Origin of the sequence: Leptospira abararensis, assembly GCF_016918735.1 — a bacterium.
Lineage (GTDB): Bacteria > Spirochaetota > Leptospiria > Leptospirales > Leptospiraceae > Leptospira_A > Leptospira_A abararensis.
In genome coordinates this window covers 1-22012 of record NZ_JAFFPR010000023.1, presented here as the reverse complement: position 1 = coordinate 22012, position 22012 = coordinate 1, and the positions used below count along the sequence as shown (strand labels likewise).

19 protein-coding genes are annotated in these 22012 nt (G+C 38.6%); 10 read left to right on the top strand and 9 right to left on the bottom strand.

Annotated features, from left to right (window positions below; genetic code table 11):
- Positions 1-21 precede the first annotated feature (21 nt).
- Genes JWG40_RS07695 through JWG40_RS07675 form a run of 5 tightly spaced genes read left to right on the top strand, consistent with a single transcriptional unit; the run spans position 22 to position 6021 of the window.
- Positions 22-1497, top strand: a complete 1476-nt coding sequence (locus tag JWG40_RS07695; protein WP_205285257.1) for a nucleotidyltransferase family protein — start codon at positions 22-24, stop codon at positions 1495-1497.
- The gene (locus JWG40_RS07690) at positions 1487-2527 is read left to right on the top strand and encodes an NAD-dependent epimerase/dehydratase family protein (protein WP_205285256.1); all 1041 of its coding nucleotides are present in this window, start codon (positions 1487-1489) and stop codon (positions 2525-2527) included. Before JWG40_RS07695 ends, JWG40_RS07690 begins: the two co-directional genes overlap by 11 nt.
- Position 2528: 1 nt before the next feature.
- On the top strand, positions 2529-3251 hold the full coding sequence (locus JWG40_RS07685; protein WP_205285255.1) for a glycosyltransferase family 2 protein: 723 nt from the start codon (positions 2529-2531) through the stop codon (positions 3249-3251).
- Entirely contained in the window at positions 3224-4792 is a 1569-nt protein-coding gene (locus tag JWG40_RS07680; RefSeq protein WP_232369251.1) for a hypothetical protein, read from the top strand. Before JWG40_RS07685 ends, JWG40_RS07680 begins: the two co-directional genes overlap by 28 nt.
- A 14-nt stretch (positions 4793-4806) precedes the next feature.
- Complete coding sequence (locus tag JWG40_RS07675) at positions 4807-6021, top strand: AZOBR_p60025 family cell surface glycopolymer formation protein (RefSeq protein WP_205285254.1); 1215 nt, start codon at positions 4807-4809, stop codon at positions 6019-6021.
- Here the strand turns inward: JWG40_RS07675 and JWG40_RS07670 are convergent.
- Complete coding sequence (locus JWG40_RS07670) at positions 6018-7493, bottom strand: PDZ domain-containing protein (protein WP_205285253.1); 1476 nt, start codon at positions 7491-7493, stop codon at positions 6018-6020. The two genes, JWG40_RS07675 and JWG40_RS07670, sit on opposite strands and share 4 nt — an antisense overlap.
- 4 nt (positions 7494-7497) lie before the next feature.
- Complete coding sequence (locus JWG40_RS07665; RefSeq protein ID WP_205285252.1) at positions 7498-9045, bottom strand: S1C family serine protease; 1548 nt, start codon at positions 9043-9045, stop codon at positions 7498-7500.
- Positions 9046-9076: 31 nt separating this feature from the next.
- On the opposite strand from JWG40_RS07665, the gene JWG40_RS07660 reads away from it, so the two are divergent.
- Positions 9077-10114 (top strand): ATP-binding protein, encoded by a 1038-nt coding sequence (locus JWG40_RS07660; protein ID WP_205285251.1) that lies wholly within the window; start codon positions 9077-9079, stop codon positions 10112-10114.
- Positions 10115-10154: 40 nt separating this feature from the next.
- Here JWG40_RS07660 and JWG40_RS07655 read toward each other — a convergent pair whose 3' ends face one another.
- The 5 genes from JWG40_RS07655 to JWG40_RS07635 all read right to left on the bottom strand — a co-directional run bounded on the left by JWG40_RS07655 (position 10155) and on the right by JWG40_RS07635 (position 15710).
- Positions 10155-10688, bottom strand: a complete 534-nt coding sequence (locus JWG40_RS07655; protein WP_205285250.1) for an adenine phosphoribosyltransferase — start codon at positions 10686-10688, stop codon at positions 10155-10157.
- Positions 10689-10782: 94 nt separating this feature from the next.
- Positions 10783-11673: a protease HtpX gene (htpX, locus tag JWG40_RS07650; protein ID WP_205285249.1), complete on the bottom strand. Its 891-nt coding sequence runs from the start codon at positions 11671-11673 to the stop codon at positions 10783-10785.
- Between the two features lie 85 nt (positions 11674-11758).
- Positions 11759-13375 (bottom strand): NCS2 family permease, encoded by a 1617-nt coding sequence (locus JWG40_RS07645; protein WP_205285248.1) that lies wholly within the window; start codon positions 13373-13375, stop codon positions 11759-11761.
- Positions 13372-13830 (bottom strand): ClpXP protease specificity-enhancing factor SspB, encoded by a 459-nt coding sequence (locus tag JWG40_RS07640; protein WP_205285247.1) that lies wholly within the window; start codon positions 13828-13830, stop codon positions 13372-13374. Before JWG40_RS07640 ends, JWG40_RS07645 begins: the two co-directional genes overlap by 4 nt.
- Positions 13827-15710: a polysaccharide biosynthesis protein gene (locus JWG40_RS07635; protein ID WP_205285246.1), complete on the bottom strand. Its 1884-nt coding sequence runs from the start codon at positions 15708-15710 to the stop codon at positions 13827-13829. The genes JWG40_RS07640 and JWG40_RS07635 overlap by 4 nt, the downstream gene beginning before the upstream one ends.
- A gap of 83 nt (positions 15711-15793) precedes the next feature.
- On the opposite strand from JWG40_RS07635, the gene JWG40_RS07630 reads away from it, so the two are divergent.
- The gene (locus JWG40_RS07630) at positions 15794-16273 is read left to right on the top strand and encodes a hypothetical protein (RefSeq protein WP_205285245.1); all 480 of its coding nucleotides are present in this window, start codon (positions 15794-15796) and stop codon (positions 16271-16273) included.
- Here JWG40_RS07630 and hrpB read toward each other — a convergent pair.
- Positions 16255-18720, bottom strand: coding sequence for an ATP-dependent helicase HrpB (gene hrpB, locus JWG40_RS07625; protein WP_205285244.1), 2466 nt, complete (start codon positions 18718-18720; stop codon positions 16255-16257). The two genes, JWG40_RS07630 and hrpB, sit on opposite strands and share 19 nt — an antisense overlap.
- A gap of 119 nt (positions 18721-18839) precedes the next feature.
- Between hrpB and JWG40_RS07620 the strand changes: the two genes are divergently transcribed.
- Positions 18840-19694, top strand: coding sequence for a methylated-DNA--[protein]-cysteine S-methyltransferase (locus tag JWG40_RS07620; RefSeq protein ID WP_205285243.1), 855 nt, complete (start codon positions 18840-18842; stop codon positions 19692-19694).
- Positions 19695-19739: 45 nt separating this feature from the next.
- On the opposite strand, the gene JWG40_RS07615 is transcribed toward JWG40_RS07620, so the two are convergent.
- Entirely contained in the window at positions 19740-20492 is a 753-nt protein-coding gene (locus JWG40_RS07615) for a lysoplasmalogenase family protein (RefSeq protein WP_205285242.1), read from the bottom strand.
- A 28-nt stretch (positions 20493-20520) separates the two neighbouring features.
- Between JWG40_RS07615 and JWG40_RS07610 the strand changes: the two genes are divergently transcribed.
- Positions 20521-21144, top strand: coding sequence for a hypothetical protein (locus JWG40_RS07610; protein ID WP_232369250.1), 624 nt, complete (start codon positions 20521-20523; stop codon positions 21142-21144).
- A gap of 203 nt (positions 21145-21347) precedes the next feature.
- On the top strand, positions 21348-21821 hold the full coding sequence (locus JWG40_RS07605; RefSeq protein ID WP_205285298.1) for a DUF1554 domain-containing protein: 474 nt from the start codon (positions 21348-21350) through the stop codon (positions 21819-21821).
- The last annotated feature ends 191 nt before the right edge of the window (positions 21822-22012 follow it).

The following is a 22012-nucleotide window of genomic DNA, read 5'->3' as shown; positions in this document are numbered from 1 at the left end:
TTCAGAGACTTTCCTTTTACATTGAAAAAGATCAGAATTGGGGTCATAGCGGCTGCCGGAAAAGGAACCCGAGCATATCCCCGAACCAGTTTCATTCCAAAACCTCTCTTCGTCATAGAAGGAAAGTCCATTCTCCACCGCAATGTGGAACTAATGGTCAAGACTTTTGGAATCGAAAAGGTCTATGTTTTGGTAGGCCACCTCAAAGAACAAATCATCGCCGAAATCGACCACATTCGTTTGGTTCTACCAAAGGTAGTGATTGAAGCAGTTGATTGGACTCAAAGAGGTTTGGCATCTGATGTGGCAAGTTTGGAAAAAACCATTCACGAACCTTTTCTCACGATCCTTGGTGATGAATTTTATTACCGAACGGATCATGATGTTTTTCTAAAAGTTTTAAACAAACACCCAAAAATGGCAGCATCCATCGGGGTCGTAAAAACATCCTTACTCTCGAGAATTCGGAAAAACTATTCCGTAGTATTAGAAAATGATAAAATACTAAATCTGGTTGAAAAACCAGAGAACCCACCGAATGAACTTTTAGGATTGGGAAGTTATTTTTTCACTCCAGAGTATTTTGATTTTTTTAAAAAAACTCCCCCCTCTGCAAAATCAGGAGTAATTGAGATAACGGATGTTATCGATAAAATGGCAAAAGAGTCCAAGGGCGGTGTTTATGCAACTATGCTAAGTTGCGAATACTTCAATATCAACTCCATGCAGGATTACTATCATGCAGTGTATGAAGTAAGAAATGATTTATTCCATAAATTTAAAACAAGTTTAGTGATCCCAACAAACAATAACGAAAGATCCATCACCGATGTGATCGTAGACTTTAAAGATAAATTTAATGAAATCATAGTTATCGATAATGAATCTACAGATGATACATTGACTCTCAGTAAAAAAGAAAAAGTCAAAACCTATACTTTTCCCGGTGATGGAGATCCCACAAGACTTGGAGAACAAGTGAGAAGGGGAATCGAATATACAACAGGTGATATCATTGTCGTGGTTTCTCCTGATGGATCATTTCGTTCTAAAGACTTTCCTAAATTGTTAGAATACATGAAAGATTCTGACATGGTGATTGGAACTCGCACCACAAGACAGATGATCGAACAAGGTTCAAACCTCAGGCCACTTTATCGTTTGATAAATTTACTTATGGGAAAAATAGTAGAAGTGTTTTGGTGGGGACAAGAACCAAGATTTACTGATGTGGATTGCCAGTTTTTCTCTATTTGGCGAGAGTCATACGAAAGAGTAAAACCACAATTGGTTGTAGAAGATCGTAAGTTTATTTTAGAACTTATGATTGATATCGTTAGGTCTCATATGCGTTGTATTGAAATTCCTGTATCTTATTTTAAACCTGTAGGGCAAGTGGAATACCGGTTGCGTGATATGATTTCAGATTTAATCCATATAATGAAATTGATTTTATCTAAAAAGTTTTACTTAGGAGAAGATCGCGATGGCGAATAAAGTATTGGTAACAGGTGGATGCGGATTTTTAGGATCCCATGTTTGTGAATTATTTCGTAAAGAAGGTTGGGATGTTGTTAGTTTTGATAACATGACCAAATATGAATTAAAACGGACTGGATATGGTTCGGATGCAACTCGTGATTATAACTGGAATTATTTGAAATCGATTGGTGTCACAATGGTGAAAGGTGACATCCGAAACTTAGAACATTTAATGGACCGTTCTTCGGATTGTGATTATATCGTTCATACTGCAGCACAACCTGCGATGACAATTTCCTGGGAGGATCCTGAGTTAGATTTTTCAACGAATGTAATTGGGACTTTTAATGTGATGGAAGCGGCTCGCAAACACAAAATCCCTGTTGTGAATACTTCTTCCATTCACGTATACGGAAACTCGATTAACGATACTTTGACGGAAGGTAAAACTTCCTACGAAAGACAACCAGTAGAAATTTCTGTAGAACAACCGACTATGGTGGGCCAAATTTCTCCATTACATGCATCCAAAATGAGTGCCGAACACTATGTTCGCTCATATACAGATATGTATGGCGTAAAAGCCGCTAGTTTCCGATTTACTGGAATTTACGGAGAACGCCAGTTTGGTGGTGAAGACCATGGTTGGGTAGCAAACTTTGCAATTCGTTCTGTATTTGGATTGCCACTCCGTATTTTTGGAACTGGAAAACAAACAAGGGACATCTTACATGCAGAAGACGGCGCCAAATCTTATTTAGAATTTTTTAAAAACCCTATTCCTGGTGTGTATAATATTGGTGGTGCGAGCCCTCATAAAATTTCCCTTTTGGAATGTATCCATCTGATTGGCGAAATTCTAGGCAAAAAACAAGAAATTCTTTTTGAGGTGGAAAGACCGGGTGACATGCGTTACTTTATCTGCGATATCAAAGAAGCAAAAAAATTCGGATTCAATCCAAAAATTTTGCCAAAAGAGGGTGTGACAAGACTGATCAAATGGATTGAAGCGAACAAAGACGTTTTCAATATCGCTGGGAAGTAGAATGTCTAACAAAACACTGGTCATCATCCCGGCGTATAATGAAGCCGCAACCATTGAAGAAGTGGTTCGAGGGGCAATTGCGTTTGCAGATGTTTCTGTAACGGATGATGCCAGTAAAGATGCCACACCTACCATTTTGGCAAAACTACAGAAAGAATTTGGGAAACGTCTCCATGTCATTCGGCATGAGAAAAATACTCATATCCCAAAGGGAATCCAAGATGGAATGAAGTATGCTGTGGAAAAAGGATATGACTGGGTCATCACAATGGATGCTGGATTATCGCATGACGCAGGTTATCTAAAAGAGTTTCAAACTTTTCCCAATTGTGATTTAGTCATCGGTTCCAGAACATCTACGGTAAATGTTCCAATCTATCGTAAGTTTATTTCCTGGCTTGCTGCTAAGGTGATGAACTATTGTTTGTCAAAAGGTGTGTTCAATCTTTTTGGCGCAAATTTACGAGATTGCACTAGCGGGTACAGACGTTATTCAAAGCCTATGTTTCAAAAAATTGCAGAGTACCCATTAGAGTCGGTTGCCTTTGATTTTCATATGGAAGCTCTATCGATTGTTGCAAACAATGATGGTTCCATAAAAGAATTACCAATTCGTTATATTTTTTCGAATAGTAGTTTCAATCGTAAGGTTTTGAAACTAGCTATTCAATTTGCCAAAAAACTTTTGTTACGAAAATGGAAACTGATCCCACAATACCCTTAGACAAATTACGTTTCGGTTTGAAATGGAAGGTTTTTATTGTCACCTGTAGTTTGCTAGGTGGAATTTTTGTTTTAGATCGGCTTCTTTTTTTTGAATTATATTTTATGTTTCCCAATGAAACTGAATGGGATTCCTCTCCTTGGTATAATTTCATCCATAAAACAAAAGAATTACAATCGTCGAGAGATGAACATAGAACCATCATTACTGGAAGTTCAGTTGCTTTGTATTCGGTTCTACCGGATGAATTGAATCAAAGATTAAATTCAAAAACTAAGTATTCTTTTTTTTCCCATGTTGCCATGGCTCCGACGGATCTTTATTATTATAAAGAAAATCTTTTGGATTCGAATCCAGATTTAGTAGTTTATATACATAATTTTGCAGATTTGCAGTGGGAATACCAAGAACCAATTGAAGGGAAGTTCCAGTTCAACGAAGGCAAATGGGTGAAAGAATTTGGAGATCGTTATCCTGCAAAAACTATCTATCCAAATACCTATTTGAAAGACCATTGGGTAGAGTTACCTAGAAAAACAATTTCCAGATTAGCTACAAAATCTTTATTTTATGTGAGTCGGTTCCGAGTTTTCTTTTGGGATCCTATAGAGGTTTATATAGACAACCACTTCCGAAGTGGAAGAAAGTATCATCTTTACCAAGGTGAAAAACCGAAAGAAGGGATTTGGTCGAAAGGATGGACAAAAGAAACGGCAACTCTTTTTTGTTCTGAAAAAAAATCGAAAGAATCTATCTTTTTTCAAAAAGCTAAAACAAAGTTAAAATTTCGCTTTTATTCGAATCAAAATTCTATTTTGAAAGAAAAACCTATTCAAGAAATAGAAAAAACCTTTGAACGTGCCGGTTGGAATGATTTGGAATGGGCCACCTTGATCCCAAATTCCATAGAATGGTCAGTGGTGCAAATCCAAGTTTTGTCTGAGTTATCTTCGGCAAAAGAAGTGAATCTAATTCGTTATGGTAGGGATGAGTCAGTTGGTGTTCGGTTATCTCATTTTTTTTGTAAAAAAGTAACCTTGGAAAACAGATCTTATTCTCGTGGAAGTTATTGGGATGACACTCGTTTGGTGACAATGACTATTTCGGATTTTCAGGCTGACTACTTTGAGCGAATGATCCGAGATGCAGGAACAAGGAATGAACTTTGGAGGTTACACTTTGTTCGGGAAGCCAAAAAAAATGCAAATACTCTCTCCTTCGAACCTTGGTTAGAATTCAACCGGATACTAATTATTTCTGATTATTTTTACCAACATAAAGTTCCTTTTGTTTTAGTGATGAGTCCAGAAAATCCAATTGAATTTGCATTTTATAAAAATTCACAATGGAGAAAGGATTGGATCGCACGTTTAAAATCGCACTTGGAGACAAGAGGCCAAACTTTTATCGATCATACGGATGTTGTAAGTGATGTTCGATACTTTTTTGATCCACATCATCTAACTTATGAAGGTGCTCATTTCTATAATTCAATTTTTTCTAATTCGATAGAGCCTAAAATTTTACTACCTAATCCTTGATTTGGAGTTATCAAATGATCTTAAAACGTTTATCCCCCATTTTTTTATTTTTTAATTCGAAACAATGGCTCACCGTTTTATTTTTTTTCCTGATCTGGGGTGTATCCACTCTAGGGTATTGGAAAAAGTACGAATGGAATCCTAGCTCAATGGTGAATTTTGGTTATGAATTCGCTATACAAAACCAGGTGGAAACACCCGAAAAAGCAGTTCTATTCAAAGGAGAAGCAGGGGATTTGGGCGCAGGTTATGATGGCCAAATTTTTTATTACTTTTCAAGGCCTCTTTCTGAATTCCATTTAAATTGGCCAAAAGGTTTTGATGAATCTTACCGAGCACCAAGAATCGGCTATCCTCTGTTAATTGCATTATTTGGATTTTTTGGAAAAACGGCTGCCATCTTTGGAATGTATTTCTGGAATATTGCGTTAACACTAATATCTTATTTTTATTTACGTAAACTTTTAGATGAAGAAACCAAACCATACTCCATTTTATACCTCTTAAGTCCCTTTGCTTTGGGAAGTTATTATGTACTGGTAAGTGATTCGGTGATGGTATCCATTCTTATCATTGCTTATTATCATTACGTAAAAGAAAATTACCTCCCTTTTATCGTTTTATCGAGTTTGGCGATTTTAACCAAAGAACCTGCACTTTTTGTGTTATTTCCCGTGGGCCTTGCTGCACTTTTTCGTAAAGATTGGAAACGAATCATTGTTGTAGGGTCAGTTCTTATCATTCCTGTTTGTTGGCATTTGTATTTGGCATATCGATTTCCTAACTGGAGACCTGGTCGACTCACAGACTTTATTTTGCCATTGGAAGGTCTTATTTCTTATATGGAATCCATATGGCGTTTACTTGCAAGTGGAACAAGTTGGAAAGATTTGGCTCGGTTATTGTCAAGGTTCCCTCTTGTTGTTTTGTTTTTTCTTGGACTATTTTTACCTTTTACTGGCAAAGTAAGTAAGGGTTGGGAGTTTCGTATTTCTTTTTTACTGATAATGTTTATGATAGGAACCGCTGGGTACTATCATTTTTGGTCAGTTTACGAAAACGTATCGCGAATGTTTACACTCTCCATCCCTGTTCTTTTGCTTCTCATCAATGAAGACAAAACCATCCGAAAACAAGAGTATATCTTCTTAACTTTGATTATACTCATATTGTTTTTAGTGAAGGTTCTGCTTATTTCCAAACAATTAAGTTACCAAGTTGGATTCTAAAAATTAGAATCCTTTTGGATTTGGAAACTTTTTTTGGCTTCTGAATTTAATGTCTGGATTTCTTCTTTTTTGAAAATCATTTCAAATCCGTCAGACATCACAAAATGAATGTAAGGTGCTCCTGATTCTTTTATCACTGTTTGTAATTGATCCAAGGATTGGACTGGGGTTCCATTCACTGATTTCAGAATCATTTGATGGGCAGTATGATAGGCCTTATTTCCTGAGAGCGGCAAAACCTGTGATAAAAAAACCACTTTGCCTTCATTGGAATTTCGCTTGATACGATAAAAATCGTTTAGATAAAGAAGCTCTTTACTAACTCGATTTCTCCACTGGTTCCCATGTTCCGTTAAATACTGTTCCGATAATTCTTGAAAAATAATTCCAGCTAACATTAAATATTTTGGAGTCTGGAATCTGGAATTTCCATAAGGGATTCGAATGGCAGACTCTGGTAGTGGTTTTAAGTCCATCTCAAGAGATACAGGTTTTTTGTTTCTAAACACTTTCAGTTTGATTTTTTTGCCAAAGGAGGAATCGGGCTCATTTGTATTATGAAACAGATAGGAAACATTGAGTTTTCCAAATTTGGGATGATCAAAGTAACCTTTAGGATCTATTTTGAAATTGGAAACTTCAAGTAATACATCCTCTAACTGTAAAACTCCGTCGGCAGAAGAACCCGGATAAATTTCTGCTACAAGCACTCCTAAATCATCTTTTCTAAGTCCGTAATAATTTCTAGTGGAAGAATCTATCAGTGGCTTGAAACGAAATCCTTTGAATGGGAAGGTTTTTCCGTCTATAAAGTGTTTGATGGTGAAAGCAGGAATCACTCTTCCTGAATTGTTTTCTTTAAACTGATAAAGGACTCCTTGTGGAATTCTAGCAGTTGCATCTACGATCAGTTCTCCCACACCATCTAATTTTTCTTCGGATTGGATTTCCATGTAAGGAAGTTCCACATAACCGCTGGAATAGGAATCCATATCCAAACGAATCATTCTTATTTTTTTCTCTTCTAGATTCCTTTGGTCTTTGCTTTCCATCACAAGGCCTGTTCCAGGCAAAAAAACTTCATTAGGAAATGTGACGGCTTTTAGATCTTTAGAAGCATTAGGATCATTGAATTTTAAAATAGCGAGACCTAAGTCAGGATCCAACCTTTCCAATTCTGCGGTGAATACTTTGAGAGCATCCGGTTTTTTGATTTCAATACTTGTGTAAAAATAAACTGCTTGAGCTGGAATTAAAATTCTATTATCTCCAATATAAATTCCCGTCGATTGGCGAATTTCAGGTGTTTTAAACCTCCAAGGTTGGATGAAGTGAGGGTATTGAACGGTTACCTTTACTTGAAGGATGGCGGCATCGGTCATCGCAACGGGATTGGATTTCCCGGTTACCGATCCAGTTAGAAACAAAAGAAAAACGATGGTGAATCTGCAGGGTTGATTCAAAAATAACATTATATTAGTTTCCTGTTAGGTGGTAGTTTTTTTTGATTTCAAGGTCAGCACGTTCTGACTCTTCTCGGTCTAAAATCATCGGTAATTGGATTCCATAAAATTGGATTCGAATGGTTTTATCCTTAGAAGATTGTAAAATTTCTTTTAAGTGATTTAAATTTTTTACCTTTGTTCCATTAAAAGATTCGACTACCATATTCAAATAAAAATCAGAATTAGAATTAATAGGGTGAGGTAATTTACGATATAAAACTACATCTTCGGATTCCCCATCTGAAAGAGTGGTGGCATCATAGAACCGGTAAACAAGTAAACTGCCACCTTGTGTTTGTCCATTTTTGCTCCAAGCTTCGAGCAGATCTCGGTTAACGGTTTGAAACACCAATCCACCAAATACAAGGTAGTCGTAATTAATTCCGTACCTTGCTCTTTGGTTTTCCATTTGAGGCATTTTTTTTGCCGGAAATTTTACGTTTATTTTTTTCTTATCACGGATAAGATCAAACCGGATCTCTTCTCCCGCAAATTTATTGTCTACTACTTCCAAAAAATCTATGGAATTAGATTCTAATAAGTTTCCATTTTTACCAATTTTTCGTCCGTCAATTGCAGTTAAATAATCACCTGGTTTTAAATGGCCATCGGCAGATCCTTGTTTTAAAACTTTTGTGACAAACACTCCTTCTTCAGCACTTGGAATTCCATAATAGTACCGATGAGATTCTGAATAGGAGGGTTGTGTTTGGATTCCTAACTCCACGTACCCATGATAGATCCCATCTTCAATATCTTTTAGAAAATGTTGGATCACCGCTGTGGGAATTATATAGCCAATGTTTTCTCCTTTTGTAGAAGCTTGGAAAGCCACACCGACCACCTTCCCGTTTTGGAGTGCGGGTCCTCCAGAGTTTCCGGGATTGATGGCGGCATCGACTTGAACTACTAAGTGGCTATCAATTTGCGAATGGGCATAGGTTGACTGTTCAATTCGAGAAACAATACCTCGGCTAACAGATATTTTACTACCGCCAATCGGATAACCAACAATATCGACTGGACTTGCAAGTTCTGGCAAATTTCCTAATTCTAAGTAATTACTGTCGTTATAAAACTCTGGATCCGAAACTTCAAGAAGAGCCAAATCACAATCATGTGCGATAAACAAAACTTTTAACTCATACCATTCGGTTTGGTTGTTCCTTTGGGTCTCCATAAACTTGGCGTTGGACACAACATGGGCATTGGTGAGAATGCGATTTTTTGAAATTAAAAATCCAGAACCGGTGGATGCGGAAATTCCAGAAGAGATCCAGGGAGAGAAGGGGTCTTTGGCCTGTGAAAATACGCGGATTTGGACTACAGATTTCTTAATTTCGTCAATGGATTGTCTGTATTCTTCCGGGTAAAGTGGGCTTAGGAATAAACTTGTAAAAAATAAAATAGTACTCGCAAAGAGAAATGGGGAGAGGAGAATTTTTTTTTGTTTTTGCATGAGTTTGTTTGAATCCATCATATTTGGCTTTACTGCTTTTTTTTCACTGATTGCCGGCATTGTTTCATTTAGAAAGAATCCACGGACAAGAATGAAAACAAGTTTTTCTATCCTTGCGGCTTTTTTCTGTATCGGTGATTTGACAATCCTTTGTGATAGTTTGTTCTTAGAAAATCGAATCTTACACCAACCCCACACTATTTCTACATATCTTGTATTTGAATCTTTTATCCTACTTTATTTTGGATTACAATTCCCTACATTTTTTCGAAATTTTTCGAGACTTGTCGTCATATGTTCTTTTGTTTTCGGAATGGGAATTATGTTGTTATTTGTGGATTTGGGACTACTGAACGAGGTGTACCCAATGGCTAGTTTAATTCTTTTGAAATATTACTATAACACTTATTATGTGCTTGCGTTTTTAGCTTTTGCTTACCTTATCATCGCCAAACTGAGATATAATTTTCCTGCCATCCAAAAGTTTATGGAATATATCTATATTGCGACTTTCCTTACCTGCGTATTTTTTATCACCCTTTGTTTTTTCCCCAACTGGATTCCTTTAACAACCAAATACTTTTTACATTTTTTTCTATTTGTGAATCTGTTGTTTCTCTTTTGTTTTACTGTTTTTTTATTTCATTATTCTTTTACAGAAAATTATTTAACTCATCCTTTTTCCTTTATCTTTGAAAGATCCACTAAGATTTTTGAAGACCAAATCCTTGCCACAAGGTCCCACTCCCGACTCATCAAAGAAAAACTTTGGAGTCTCTATGATTCAAGAAACTGGCGTAAAATTATGGATAGTTTTTGGTTCCAAATTCTTGTGGATGAAACTTTAGACAATGCTTTAGAACATGGAGGCAAACGGGAAGATGACATCATCACCGTACACGTGTTTGAATCTCGTAAATACATTGATGTTTATGTAATTGATAGTGGAAAAGGTTTTAATCCAAGACTCGTTCCAAGTCCGATTGAATCGGATCGGAAGTTAGTGACTGGGGGACGTGGGATTCATATTTTGAAAAAACTATTTGTCGTTCGGTGGAATTTTCTTGGTAACGAGGTAAGTATCCGCGTGGACAAAACAAAGAGTAATGATTGGAAATCTGTAACCTAATCAAAACTCTTTGTTTTTCGGTAAAACTTATAATTTTATCTTAATGTCCTTCAAATTCGCAAATAGAGAATACATCAATTCCATAAGTATCTTTGATCCTTTTTGCTCCACCTAAATCTGGTAAGTTGATGATCGTAGAACATTCATGAACCACACCTTTTAGACTTTGCACCAACTTGATCGATGCTTCCAGAGTCCCACCCGTGGCAATCAAATCGTCCATGATCAAAACTTTTTCACCGGGATTGATGGCATCTGTATGGATTTCCACATGATCCACGCCGTATTCCAAGGCATAGGATTCAGAAATAGTTTCCCCTGGTAATTTCCCTTTTTTACGAATGGGAACAAATCCTACACCCAACTGGAAGGCGAGGGCTGCCCCAGGAATGAATCCTCTGGCATCAATGGCAGCAATTTTATTCAATTTAGCATTTTGGTATCGTTCTACAAACATTCCAATTGTCAGTTGGAATCCTTCTGGATCAATGAGAAGGGAAGTAATATCGCGGAAGAGAATCCCTGGTTTTGGGTAATCGGGAATGGTACGAATCTTAGATTTAACAATGGACATATTAGGATGAAACCAAAGATGACTAGGGCTTTGCAATAAAAAAAGGCCGGCATAGAGCCGACCTTTTCTTCACAAACTAGAAGCGCTTACAATTCTATCTCATTTGTTTGAGAGCGAGAATCCTTTCTTCTAACGCTGGGTGAGTGGCAAATAGGGAAAGAAATCCCCCTTTGTTGGAAGATATTTTAAGGGAAGCCAGAGCCTCTCCTCTTGGATCTTCTGGCATCTCCACCATTTGGCGTAGTGATTCCAATGCAGAAATCATAGACTCTCTACCCGCAAGTTTGGCACCACCAGCATCAGCACGGAACTCACGTTTGCGTGAGAAGTAAGCCACAGCCATGGAACCGAGAATCGAGAACACAATGTCCAGAAGGATGGTGACAACAATTCTTACGATATGGGCCATCTCTTCTTTCACCGCATTCGATGCGATATAGGCAATGATGCGAGAGAAGAACATAGCAAAAGAGTTCACAACACCTTGGATGAGAGTGAGTGTAACCATGTCTCCATTGGCAACGTGTGACAATTCGTGAGCGAGTACTCCTTCCAATTCCTGTGCATTCATACGGTTGAGAAGTCCCGTAGATACAGCCACAAGGGCACTGGATTTACTTGGACCCGTTGCAAATGCATTCACTTCGGGAGATTCGTAAATTCCCACTTCCGGCATAGGAAGGTGGGCTCTTTGTGCTAGTGATTGCACTCGGCGATAAACATCCATTTCTGGTGCAGAAGCTTGTTTTGGATCGATGATTTTGACACCCATCGTCCACTTCGCCATCATCTTGGAAAGTAATAGGGAAATGAAAGATCCCGCCATACCCCACATTAAACAGAATACAATGAGTCTAGTTAGATCCAAACCATAGGCACGGATGCTAAATCCCATCGAACCAAGTAGTGTGGTTACGATAGAGATGGTAGTCATAATCAAAATATTGGTTAACAGGAAAAAACCGATTCGTTTGATCCAAGTCATAGGAAATTGTTCTCCTTAAGGTTTTTTTGAAACCTATTGTTTAGACTAAAACTTTACTTGTTTGAGCCCTAGATTACAAGCAAAATTAATGTCCTGATTTCTCTGCTTTTCCCTTTGGAGCAAGGAACCTAATTGAAAAAAATAAGGTCGCAAGGGATAAATAGGCGATCGGGAAGTCTAGGCTGGCAAGTTCTGTAAATCGATTGAGGATGGCATTTCCTTGCAATTCATAAGCATGGATCCAGCCAATCGCAGAAAGGACTGCGGCAATGGATGCCCAAATCGCAGCTTTGTCCCATTCTCTTTCTAAAACAAAAACCACCATTGCCGACCAAACCATAGAAGTGATGAGAAACCCTTGAGACAAAGCAAGCACTCCACTCAGAGCATAAGGAAGAAAACTTAAATGAGGAGGGATGTCTGATAAGGAAAAGTGGACTATCTGTTTTACACCTAACTCTTGCAAAGTGGTTTGTAATTTCCCATCTAAGAAAATAAATACATTTTGGATAATAAGGACTGCCCAACCCGCAAAGGCAGGTAAAAGTCCCACTACAACCGCAGGGGAATGGTGTTTGGGAATAGCTTGGAAGGCTTGGCTTGTAATCACAATTCCAATCCAAAGGACAATTGCCATTCCCGCTTCCACCGGAATTAAAGCTTGGATGAGTCCCATGAGTCCAAATAAACTAACGATAGTCATAAAAATTCCAGAAAGCACCGAATAACTATGTTTAGCTCCTAGTGCCTTCCAACCTGGATGTCCAATGTAGATGGTAGTCGGAAATGGGGAACCAAAAGCAGTTCCCGCAAGTGTGCCAAGGCCATTTACAAGTAAGGAAGTTTTGGTATCAAAACTATCACCCGAGGCTTCAGCAGATTCTATATTCTGAAGAGAACCAATCACATTAAAAATTCCCATCGGAAGGATCACAGAAAAATAAGCTTTGATATTGGCGTATGTTAAAGTTTCGACAAGAGGACCTAAGGAAAGTTGGGGAAAGTAGAATCCTAAAGTTTCTAACCCACTGTCGATGGCTCCTGGTTTGTAAATAGGATCTCCCCAAAAACTAGACAAATAAGATAATAAAATCCCAAGGACAACAGAAAGTAATCCACCAGGAATTCCAAAAGGGAAACGAACCTTCCCAAAGTATTGTAATAGAATCACACCTAACGGGATAAAGGCGATAATTGGTCTTTCAAAAGTGCGGAGTAAAAAATCCATAGAGATGAAGGTGATCGCAATTCCTGCCAAGGCAGAAAGTAAAGCGGCTCTTGGTGTGTATTTACGGATCTTTGCGGCAACAAAAGAACCAATCACTTCAATACATCCGGAAACAAAAGATACAAGAAGTCCCGCTTTCCAAGCAGCTACATAGTTACCTGTAGCTTGGTAGGTGGGGAACATAACAAAAAATACAAAAGCAAAAAGAGAGACCGTATTGATTCCATAAGGAATGGCTGTAACATCTGTGCGTTTGGTTTTTTGCCCTAGTTTCCACGCTTGCCAGGCATAAAATATATTTCCTACAAGTAAGGAAACGGCAGCCCCTGGCAAAACAACAGCAGTGATAAAGGCAAGTGGGAACCCGCAAACTCCGATACAGAGGGCGGAAAGAACCAGAAGTTGGATGAGGTTGTCTACCATGAGACCAAAAAAACCGTCGAGATCTCCTCGAGTGATGGTAAAAAAATTCATTCGTTTCGTTTCCCTCCAAAATCAACTCGAATCACGTTTCCATCTCCTGTCACTTCCGGCTTAGTTACTTTTGGTTTGGCGCTTATTTCTTCTGCATTGGGAGCTGCTTCCACTTGGAGAAACCGAAGTTGTGTGGCCGAGTTTTGAAATTTATCATAAATTCGAAAGACAGCATCCCATGGAATCATTGTTGGTTCCCAAGCAGAACCAAATTGGAGTTCTGCAAATAAATAGTCTGGTTTACTATCCAAAACTTTTACTGCTTTGTCACCAAACACAAGTACAATGCCGGACTCTTTCTCTGCATTGAGTAATCCACGTTTTCCAATTTCTAATTTTGGATGTGGCATTACGTGAATATAAAATACTCCAAATCGTTCCCAATAGAGATTAAATAAATCTCTTTTAAACTCACGTAATGTTGTGATTTCTTCCTGCGTGAGTTTTTCGCTCATAAGTTCCTTTTACCATGTGATGTTTCCCACTCGATGTATTCGTCGTGGACTTTATATTCGGGAATAATCTCTTTGAAAGCTCCAAAGATTTCTCTATTTTTATTGGCCTTTGCCAAAGAAAACAACCTGTTCAATTTATTTTGAAAGAGGAGGAGGTTGTAGTTTTCCAAAGGTGCCGCAATCCGAATTTTTGGATGGTGGGTTTTTTTAATTCCTTCTTGGTTTAAGAGAAGTTCTTCGTATAATTTTTCGCCTGGACGGAGGCCAGAAAACTCAATGGCAATGTCTTTGTGTGGAGTGTATCCAGACAAACGAATCATTTCTTCCGCAAGAGAAAGGATTTTTACAGGTTCCCCCATATCCAAAATAAAAATTTCACCGTGTTCGCCCATACTTCCGGCTTGTAACACTAGTTGTGTGGCTTCCGGAATGGTCATAAAGTAACGAATGACGTCAGGATGAGTCACAGTCACAGGACCACCTCGCTTGATTTGTTCACGAAAACGGGGGATCACACTTCCATTGGAACCTAATACGTTTCCAAACCTTACAGTAATGAACTTAGTCCTGGAATTTTGGGAGATATGTTGCAAATAAATTTCTGCAGCCCGTTTGGAGGCTCCCATCACATTGACAGGGTTTACCGCTTTGTCAGTGGAAATTAAAACAAATCGTTCCACACCAATTAGGCGACAAACGTCTGCTACGTTCTTTGTTCCCATCACATTGTTTAGAACTGCTTCTGATGGATTGATTTCCATCATAGGAACATGTTTGTAAGCCGCAGAGTGGAAAACAACGGAAGGTCGGTGTTCTTCAAAAATCGCAGAAATACGAGAAAGGTTTTTTACATCAGCAATGACTGGGCGAATGTCTATCTGTAAGTCAGAAAAACTTTTTCTCAGTTCATAATCAATTTCATATAACGGAGTTTCTGCGGCATCTAAAATAACGAGAACACTTGGTTTAAAAAGGGCAACTTGCCTACAAATTTCCGAACCAATCGAACCGCCAGCACCTGTCACAAGAATTACTTTTTTTTCTAAATAAGAGCGAATGGATTCAATTTCTAAATCCACAGTAGGTCTTCCTAAAAGATCTTCTACTTGTACTTCGCGCAGTTGTGTGATATTAGGTTTTCCTGAAAGATACTCTCCGAAAGTAGGAAGGATTTTAAAATCCACGCCTGCACTTTCGCACTCTTTCATGAGTTTTGAGACCACTCGCCCATCCGGCTGCGGAACCGTCATAATTACTTTTTTCACACCGTACCGAACTAAAATTTTACCAATTTCATCCGTCGCTCCAAGGATTGGAACTCCTTGAATGTAACCACCTTTTTTGGATAAGTTGTCGTCCAAAAATCCTATGGGTTGGTAGTCTAAATCCACGTTTCGTCTAATCTCTGTTAAGAAGGAACTTCCTAGTTTTCCTGCTCCGACAAGTAGGATGGGTGTGCCGCGTTTTGATTTGTCAGAATTGAAAATTTGTTCTCGTAACATCCTCCAGCTCAAACTTCTTAAACATAAAAATCCGAGAAGGATGAGTGTGTCGAGAATGGGTACCATTCGAGAGAGTTGGTAGAACCGGTTGTAGAAAAGAAGGGCAAGAGTCGAAACTAACGAAGAAAGGACAGTGGCTTTGATGATGGCAAGAAGATCATGTAACGAGGCGTAGGACCAGAGGGATCTGTAGATTCCTGAAAAAAGAAAAACTATACTCCTTGAGACAACTACGATAGTGGCACAGACCCAAAAGTCAGGATAACTATCCAAAAATCTTATGTTTTCAAAACGCACAAGGTGTGCGAGAAAATACGACAAAAACATAAAGAGTATGTCTACAGGAAAAACCCAGTATCGTCTCGGGATCGTTTTCATATCTGATAAATAAGGGTATTTGGAACAAAATTCCTTGTAAATACAGAATCTGTTCCGAAGAATAGAAAAGAGGAAAAACCTGTTTGAAATCACTTCTTTTCCGCCTAGCGGGAACCTTTTCTGCGGAAATTGGCTCCGAACTCTATCTAAAACTGAAGGAGGAAACTCTTTCCCCCTCTCTTTTTTGCCTTGATTTTTCACAAGTCGAAGAAGTCACAGAAGTAGGCTGGGAGTTTGTTAGAAAGATTGTAGAACGCTGTCGAGAAACGGGCTCAAAAGTGGCCGGGTTTGGGCTCGGAATACCCACATCAAACGAAAATTCCGAACTTATTTCCTTGTATCCAACAGAATCGGATTGTATTCATTATTTAGAATCGCAAATCGTAAGTGAAACTCCCGCAAACGAACTCACTCCCAAATCAGAAGAAAAAACCGTCCATTGCCCTGAATGCCAAACCCTTCTTCGATGGAAACTTGCGGGGGATTACCTCTGCCCTAATTGTAAGAATAAATTTTTTGTGAATAAAAAAGGATGGGTCTCTACTTACGAACGTTTGGTGTGATTTAAATGTTTTGTAGGAATGGCTTCCCAGGGTTTATCGGGCCAGGGGTGTCTTGGATACCTTCCTTTTAATTCTTTTTTTACTTCATGATAGCCATGGTTCCAAAAACTTTCTAGATCTTTTGTGATTTGTACGGGCCTTCGCGCAGGAGAAAGTAGATGGATGAGAATACTCACCTTTCCATTCGCCAATTTTGGCAAAGATTTTAGACCAAATAACTCCTGTAATTTGACGTGTAACTCTGGTTCCAGGCCATCATAATTTAATTGAATCCGTGAGCCGGAAGGGACTTGAAGGGATATGGGGGCTTGGGAATCAATGAGACCTATTTTTTCGTATCCCACATAGGCTTTAAATGCTTCGAAAAAAGGAAGATTGTCTAATGATAATTTTCCTGAATCTAAATTGATAAAAGGGAATAACCATTCTTTAGAATTTTGTTTCAAATGGTTCATGTCTGTATTTGTATCTAAAACTCCATGGCGCTCTAAAAACCTCACTCGGTTGTAAAAACTTTGTAGTTCTAGATCTTTTTTCCATTCCTCTTCCCAAGGAAACTTAGCTAAGTATTCCTCGAGCGCCAAACCGAGTACAGTCGGATTGGAAGATTTAGTTTCTTTAGAATCTAAAATCAAATCGCCTAAACTCATTTCTTCTTTGACAACAAGAAACGATTCTCCTCGTTGGTTTGTCCTTTTTTCGGGAACAAGTTTTTTGGCAATGATAGGGGAGAAATATTTTTCCATTTGGTTTTCCTCTATAGGAAGGAAATGGGTAATATAAAGATCTTGGCCGAAGGAAAAGGTATCGAGTGCGATTATAAATTCTGGAATTTGGATGGAGGTTGTATTTAAAATTCCTAGTTTTCCATTCGAAAGTTTGAAATTTTTTTCATTTAGAACCTTTGCTTTGGCAATTCGATCCGGAAATCCAGAAGCTAGATAAAAGAGGCGGTCCTTTCCTGGTTGCAACATCGAAAAATCCGTTTTTTCCCTGTAAATACGCGAAATTTGATCATATACAGCTCGTAACTCATACGAAAATTGGGAGGGAAAAATTTCATTGGGGAAAGTATTTGCCTCAGTACCAGAATTTTCTTTCCCCACTAATGAAACAATGTCGGCGATAAGATTTTCATTTTCTTTTGGTAGGATGGCCAGAATTTTTCCCAGTCGAATGGGAAGGGGATAACGCAAACATTCTTTTCCGAGATTGGTAAGGTTGGTTTTCTCATCCAAACATCCGAGCAGTTGCAAACGTTGGATGCTTTTTATCACTGAACCTTTGTTTGGTGGGTCTAAAAATGGTAATTGTTGAATTTCTTCCCCCCAAGACTTCACTTCCAAAACTAAACGATCAATATCCCCGTCGAGAATTTCTGGTTTTGTTCGGTCGAGAAATGATCTTTCTTCTTCCTTGGACCAAAGGCGATACACAACACCTTTTCCTTCTCGGGCAGCGCGTCCTGCGCGTTGTTTGGCACTACTCAAACTGATTCGTGTTTTGATTAAATGTGAAACTCCGGAATCGGAATCGAAAAGAGCTTGTTTTTGGTAGCCAGAATCAAAAACCACACGGACTCCAGGGATGGTAACAGAAGACTCTGCAATGTTAGTCGAAAGAATAATCTTTTTTTTACCCTGTGGTGAAGGTAAAAAAATTCGTTCTTGGTCTGCCAAATCCATATCCCCAAATAAACCCATAACTACGGCATTCGATTTGATTAGCGGAATCGATTCCAATCCGCTTCTTAAGTTGTGGATTTCTTTTTTTCCAGATAAAAAAACAAGGATGTCACCTTCCGTCTGTTCAACGGCTTTAGGAACAAGATCCAACAATCTTTGATTTGTATTTTTATTGGAATCTCCCATATGGAAAATTTCCAAAGGATGTGTTTGTGCGCTGACTCGAATGGGTTTGGAATGAATTCCTATGGATTCAAAATTTTGACCTTCTAGGGTTGCGGACATGATGAGTATTTTTAGATCCGCTCGAAACACTTCTTGGGATCTTCTCGCCAAAGCAAAACATAAATCCGAATCCATTCTTCTTTCGTGAAATTCGTCAAAAACAATCAAACCATAGTCTTTAAGCTCTGGGTCTGTGAGTAAAATCTTTGTTAAAATTCCATCAGTGACAAACTCAAGTTTTGTCTTTTTACCCACTTTTGTATCGAATCTGACTCGGTATCCTACTGTTTCTCCCACATCTTCGTTCAGAGATTGGCTGATACGTTTGGCTGCGTTTTTGGCCGCAATTCGTCTCGGTTCTAAAATACAGATTTTTTTCCCAAAAGATACCCCCTTCTTTAAAAGTTCTGTGGGTAGTGCCGTGGTTTTTCCTGTACCTGGAGGTGCATCCAAAATGGTAACGGGATTAATTTGAATCGAATCAACTATGGATTGTAAGGCGGTAAGTACGGGGAATGGATCCAAAGGAAGTGACACTTTTGTTCTTATAGAATAGGGTGGGGTTTTATGAAAAAAAATCAAACAATTTGTGTTTTATTTTAAGAAATCGCAAGAATCGGGTTTTCAGCAGAGATTAAATCCGCTAAGATTTCCTTGTGGATGCAAATCACAAACACTACGAAATCATCAAAAACTCTATCGAATATGTATTGGAACACTTTGAAGACCAACCCCATTTGGATCAGTTGGCCGAAAGAGTTTCTCTCAGTCCCTTTCATTTTCAACGGGTATTTCGAACCTGGGCCGGTGTTTCCCCCAAAGAATTTTTACAATTTGTCACAATTTCTCACGCCAAACGATTGTTAAAAGAATCTACACTTTTAGATACAACTTACTCTTTAGGACTTTCGGGAACAGGACGATTACATGATCTTTTTGTTAAATTGGAAGCCATGACCCCAGGAGAATACAAACGGGGAGGGGAGGGACTCATTCTACAATACGAAGTATTTCCTTCTCCGTTTGGAAACATCTTAATTGTATCTTCTGAAAGGGGAATCCAATCACTGCAGTTTATAGATTCATATGAGAAAGGGATCCTGGAAATGAAAAAAGAATTTCCTTATGCAGATTGGAAGGAAGGGGAATCATCAGAACACCAAAAATTAAGAGACTACTTCCAAAGATTTATGATCCCCAAAACTCCCATCCCTTTATATGTTTATGGAACGGAATTCCAATTAAAAGTTTGGAAATCCTTATTAAAAATTCCACTAGGTAATCTTTGTACTTATGGGGACGTGGCCGAATCCATTGGGCAAACATCGGCTCAAAGAGCCGTGGGGACTGCCATCGGGAAAAATCCAATTGCGTATCTCATTCCTTGCCATCGTGTCATCCAAACATCAGGTCTGTTTGGTGGTTATCGGTGGGATCCAAACCGAAAACGAATGATCATTGCCTGGGAACAATCTAAACTTGTCTCACCAAACAATGAATGGTCAAAATAACCTGAATTAATTTCTAAAAAACCTAATCACACCTAATTCTTTAGATTAAACCAAATGTCTTGTATGAGAGACTAAAAAGAAACCTACGAGTAAAAAACTTTGTGCGATTAGGTAAGTGACCCAAGGAACTTGGAATTCCCATTTGGGGTGTCTTGTTCCATTGATCGTGGTTTCTCCCATCACTGCATCGGAAAGAAGAAAGAATCCTGCTCCAATGGCCAAATAAATCCAAACTCCACCAAATGCGAGATAGGCGTTAAAGCATAACGAAACAAAAAAACAGAGGATGAGCCCATAAACAAAGGCAGAAGCCATCACCCATTTAGACCTTTGTGAATTATAGACTCGGAAATAAAAGATTAGAGCCGGGAGGACTAACAAAGTGCCAGTGATCCCATAAGGTAAAATGCCGGTATACAACTCATCCCAACTGGTTAACTTCCAAAACGATAACAGAAAGAAAACTTGGGCAATGGCAAAACTAAAAATTCCCCCAAGAACCGGATCTTTCATTTGTTTTTTTGCGATGGGGAATTGTAAATTAAACCAATCTCCCAAAAAGGAAAATCCAATGGCATATAAAGGATAAGAGAATCTTGCATGTCCCAATTGGAATAATAACCAAGCAAATAGCAGGATTTGAAAGGAAAATCCCAAATAAACACCACGCGAATGTTCTAAACGTTTGAGAGGATTTGGTTCTTCTTGTAAGGTAAACCAATGGATAAAAAAAGCCGAAACAATGGCTACGGGAATGGTTGTGAGAATTAAGTAGTATACCATAAGTGATATTAACATGGTTCTAAAGTAAATGCAATCAAGAAGTTTGACTAAAGTTACTGTTGGCTTTTTACTTTTTTTTATCCATTTATATTCTTCAAATTGTATGATTTTTCGGTCCAATCAAAAGAATGACCCCGACATATCTCCTACTTCTTCGGCAGATAAAGAGAGTTACTTAGTTCTACGATTGGTTCGTGGGAAAGACAAAACGATGGGAATCGTAGAGGAGATTCCTGTAACGCTTACCTTTGAATCCCATTCTGAAGGAACAAAACACTCGTTACGTATCTACCCTCTGCCCTTGGCTCGGTCCCAAGAACCTTTTTTTTTGCCACTAACACCTAAAACAAAATATCAGGAAGAAATCCTACTGGTTGGGTGTTTGTACTTTTTCCCCATTCCTAACTTCTTTAGAGGGAATTTAAACTTAGAGATTCAACATACTAAATTGTTGTCGGATCGGGAGTTTGTTTTTCAAAAATTGGTTCCTTATGATTGGCAAGGGAACTTCACCAAATACTGGGAATACGACCTCGATCGTGGCGAAATCACGGACAAAACCATCCCCTCTCTCTCCTCTTACAGGCATTTGGAGTGTGAAGATAACATTCGCTATCGTATGAAAATCCCGAAAAATGGGGTAGTAAGTCCCCCAGAAGCAGACTGACCGAGAAACCAAATACAACCTAATCTTGTGGTACAAAATAAGGATCATTTTGGCATTGTTATCAATTTTAAGTTTTTTGTTCCCAAATCTATCGATTGTAGCGGAAATCTCTGTGCACAAAGAAGGAATGTTCCGAAGATTCATTGGGTTTTCCCTAAAATTATCTTTCATATTCACAATTTGTCTCAAATTCTTATGCCGTTCTGAATGCTAGAATTTCAGGACTTGATAGCCAATGTGCTTCTGACGTAAACAAACCTTCTAGTAGTACTAGCACTTACAAAGCACTCGTTGCCGATGGAACAAATCGCATTGCTTGTGCGTCAGCCAATTGTGCAACTGGTGGTACGGCAGAACAAACGGACTGGGTTCTCAAACCGAATAAAGAATACAGAAGGACGGATGGGTTCATCATGATTGGTACGACAACCTCCAGTGGAATCTTTACTGCAGATCTGACGAATGAGGTCTCAACCACAGTCAGTGGGACATCGACAATTGCTACTGGTTTGAGTGCAAATTGGACAAACAATGCCAATGATTGCTCCAATTTTACTGATAGCGCAGGAAATGTTTCCAATGGGAATCACCTTAATAAAACCATAGGAACTTTTCTGACAGTGGGTAATGCCGGATGTGCCAACAACAGTTGGAAACTGGTTTGTGTGGAACAGTAAAAGTTTCGTAGAACTTTGCATCGTAAGTTTGGTCTGGACATTTCCAAAGACAAAACTGTAAAGGATGTACGAGTACACTCAAGTCGCATACCGCCTGCTATGCGACATAAGATCAATTATGGGAAGTGCCTCACTGCATCACGTAAGAATCTACTCGAAACCCTAGCCGTTGCATCATCTAAAAATCTACT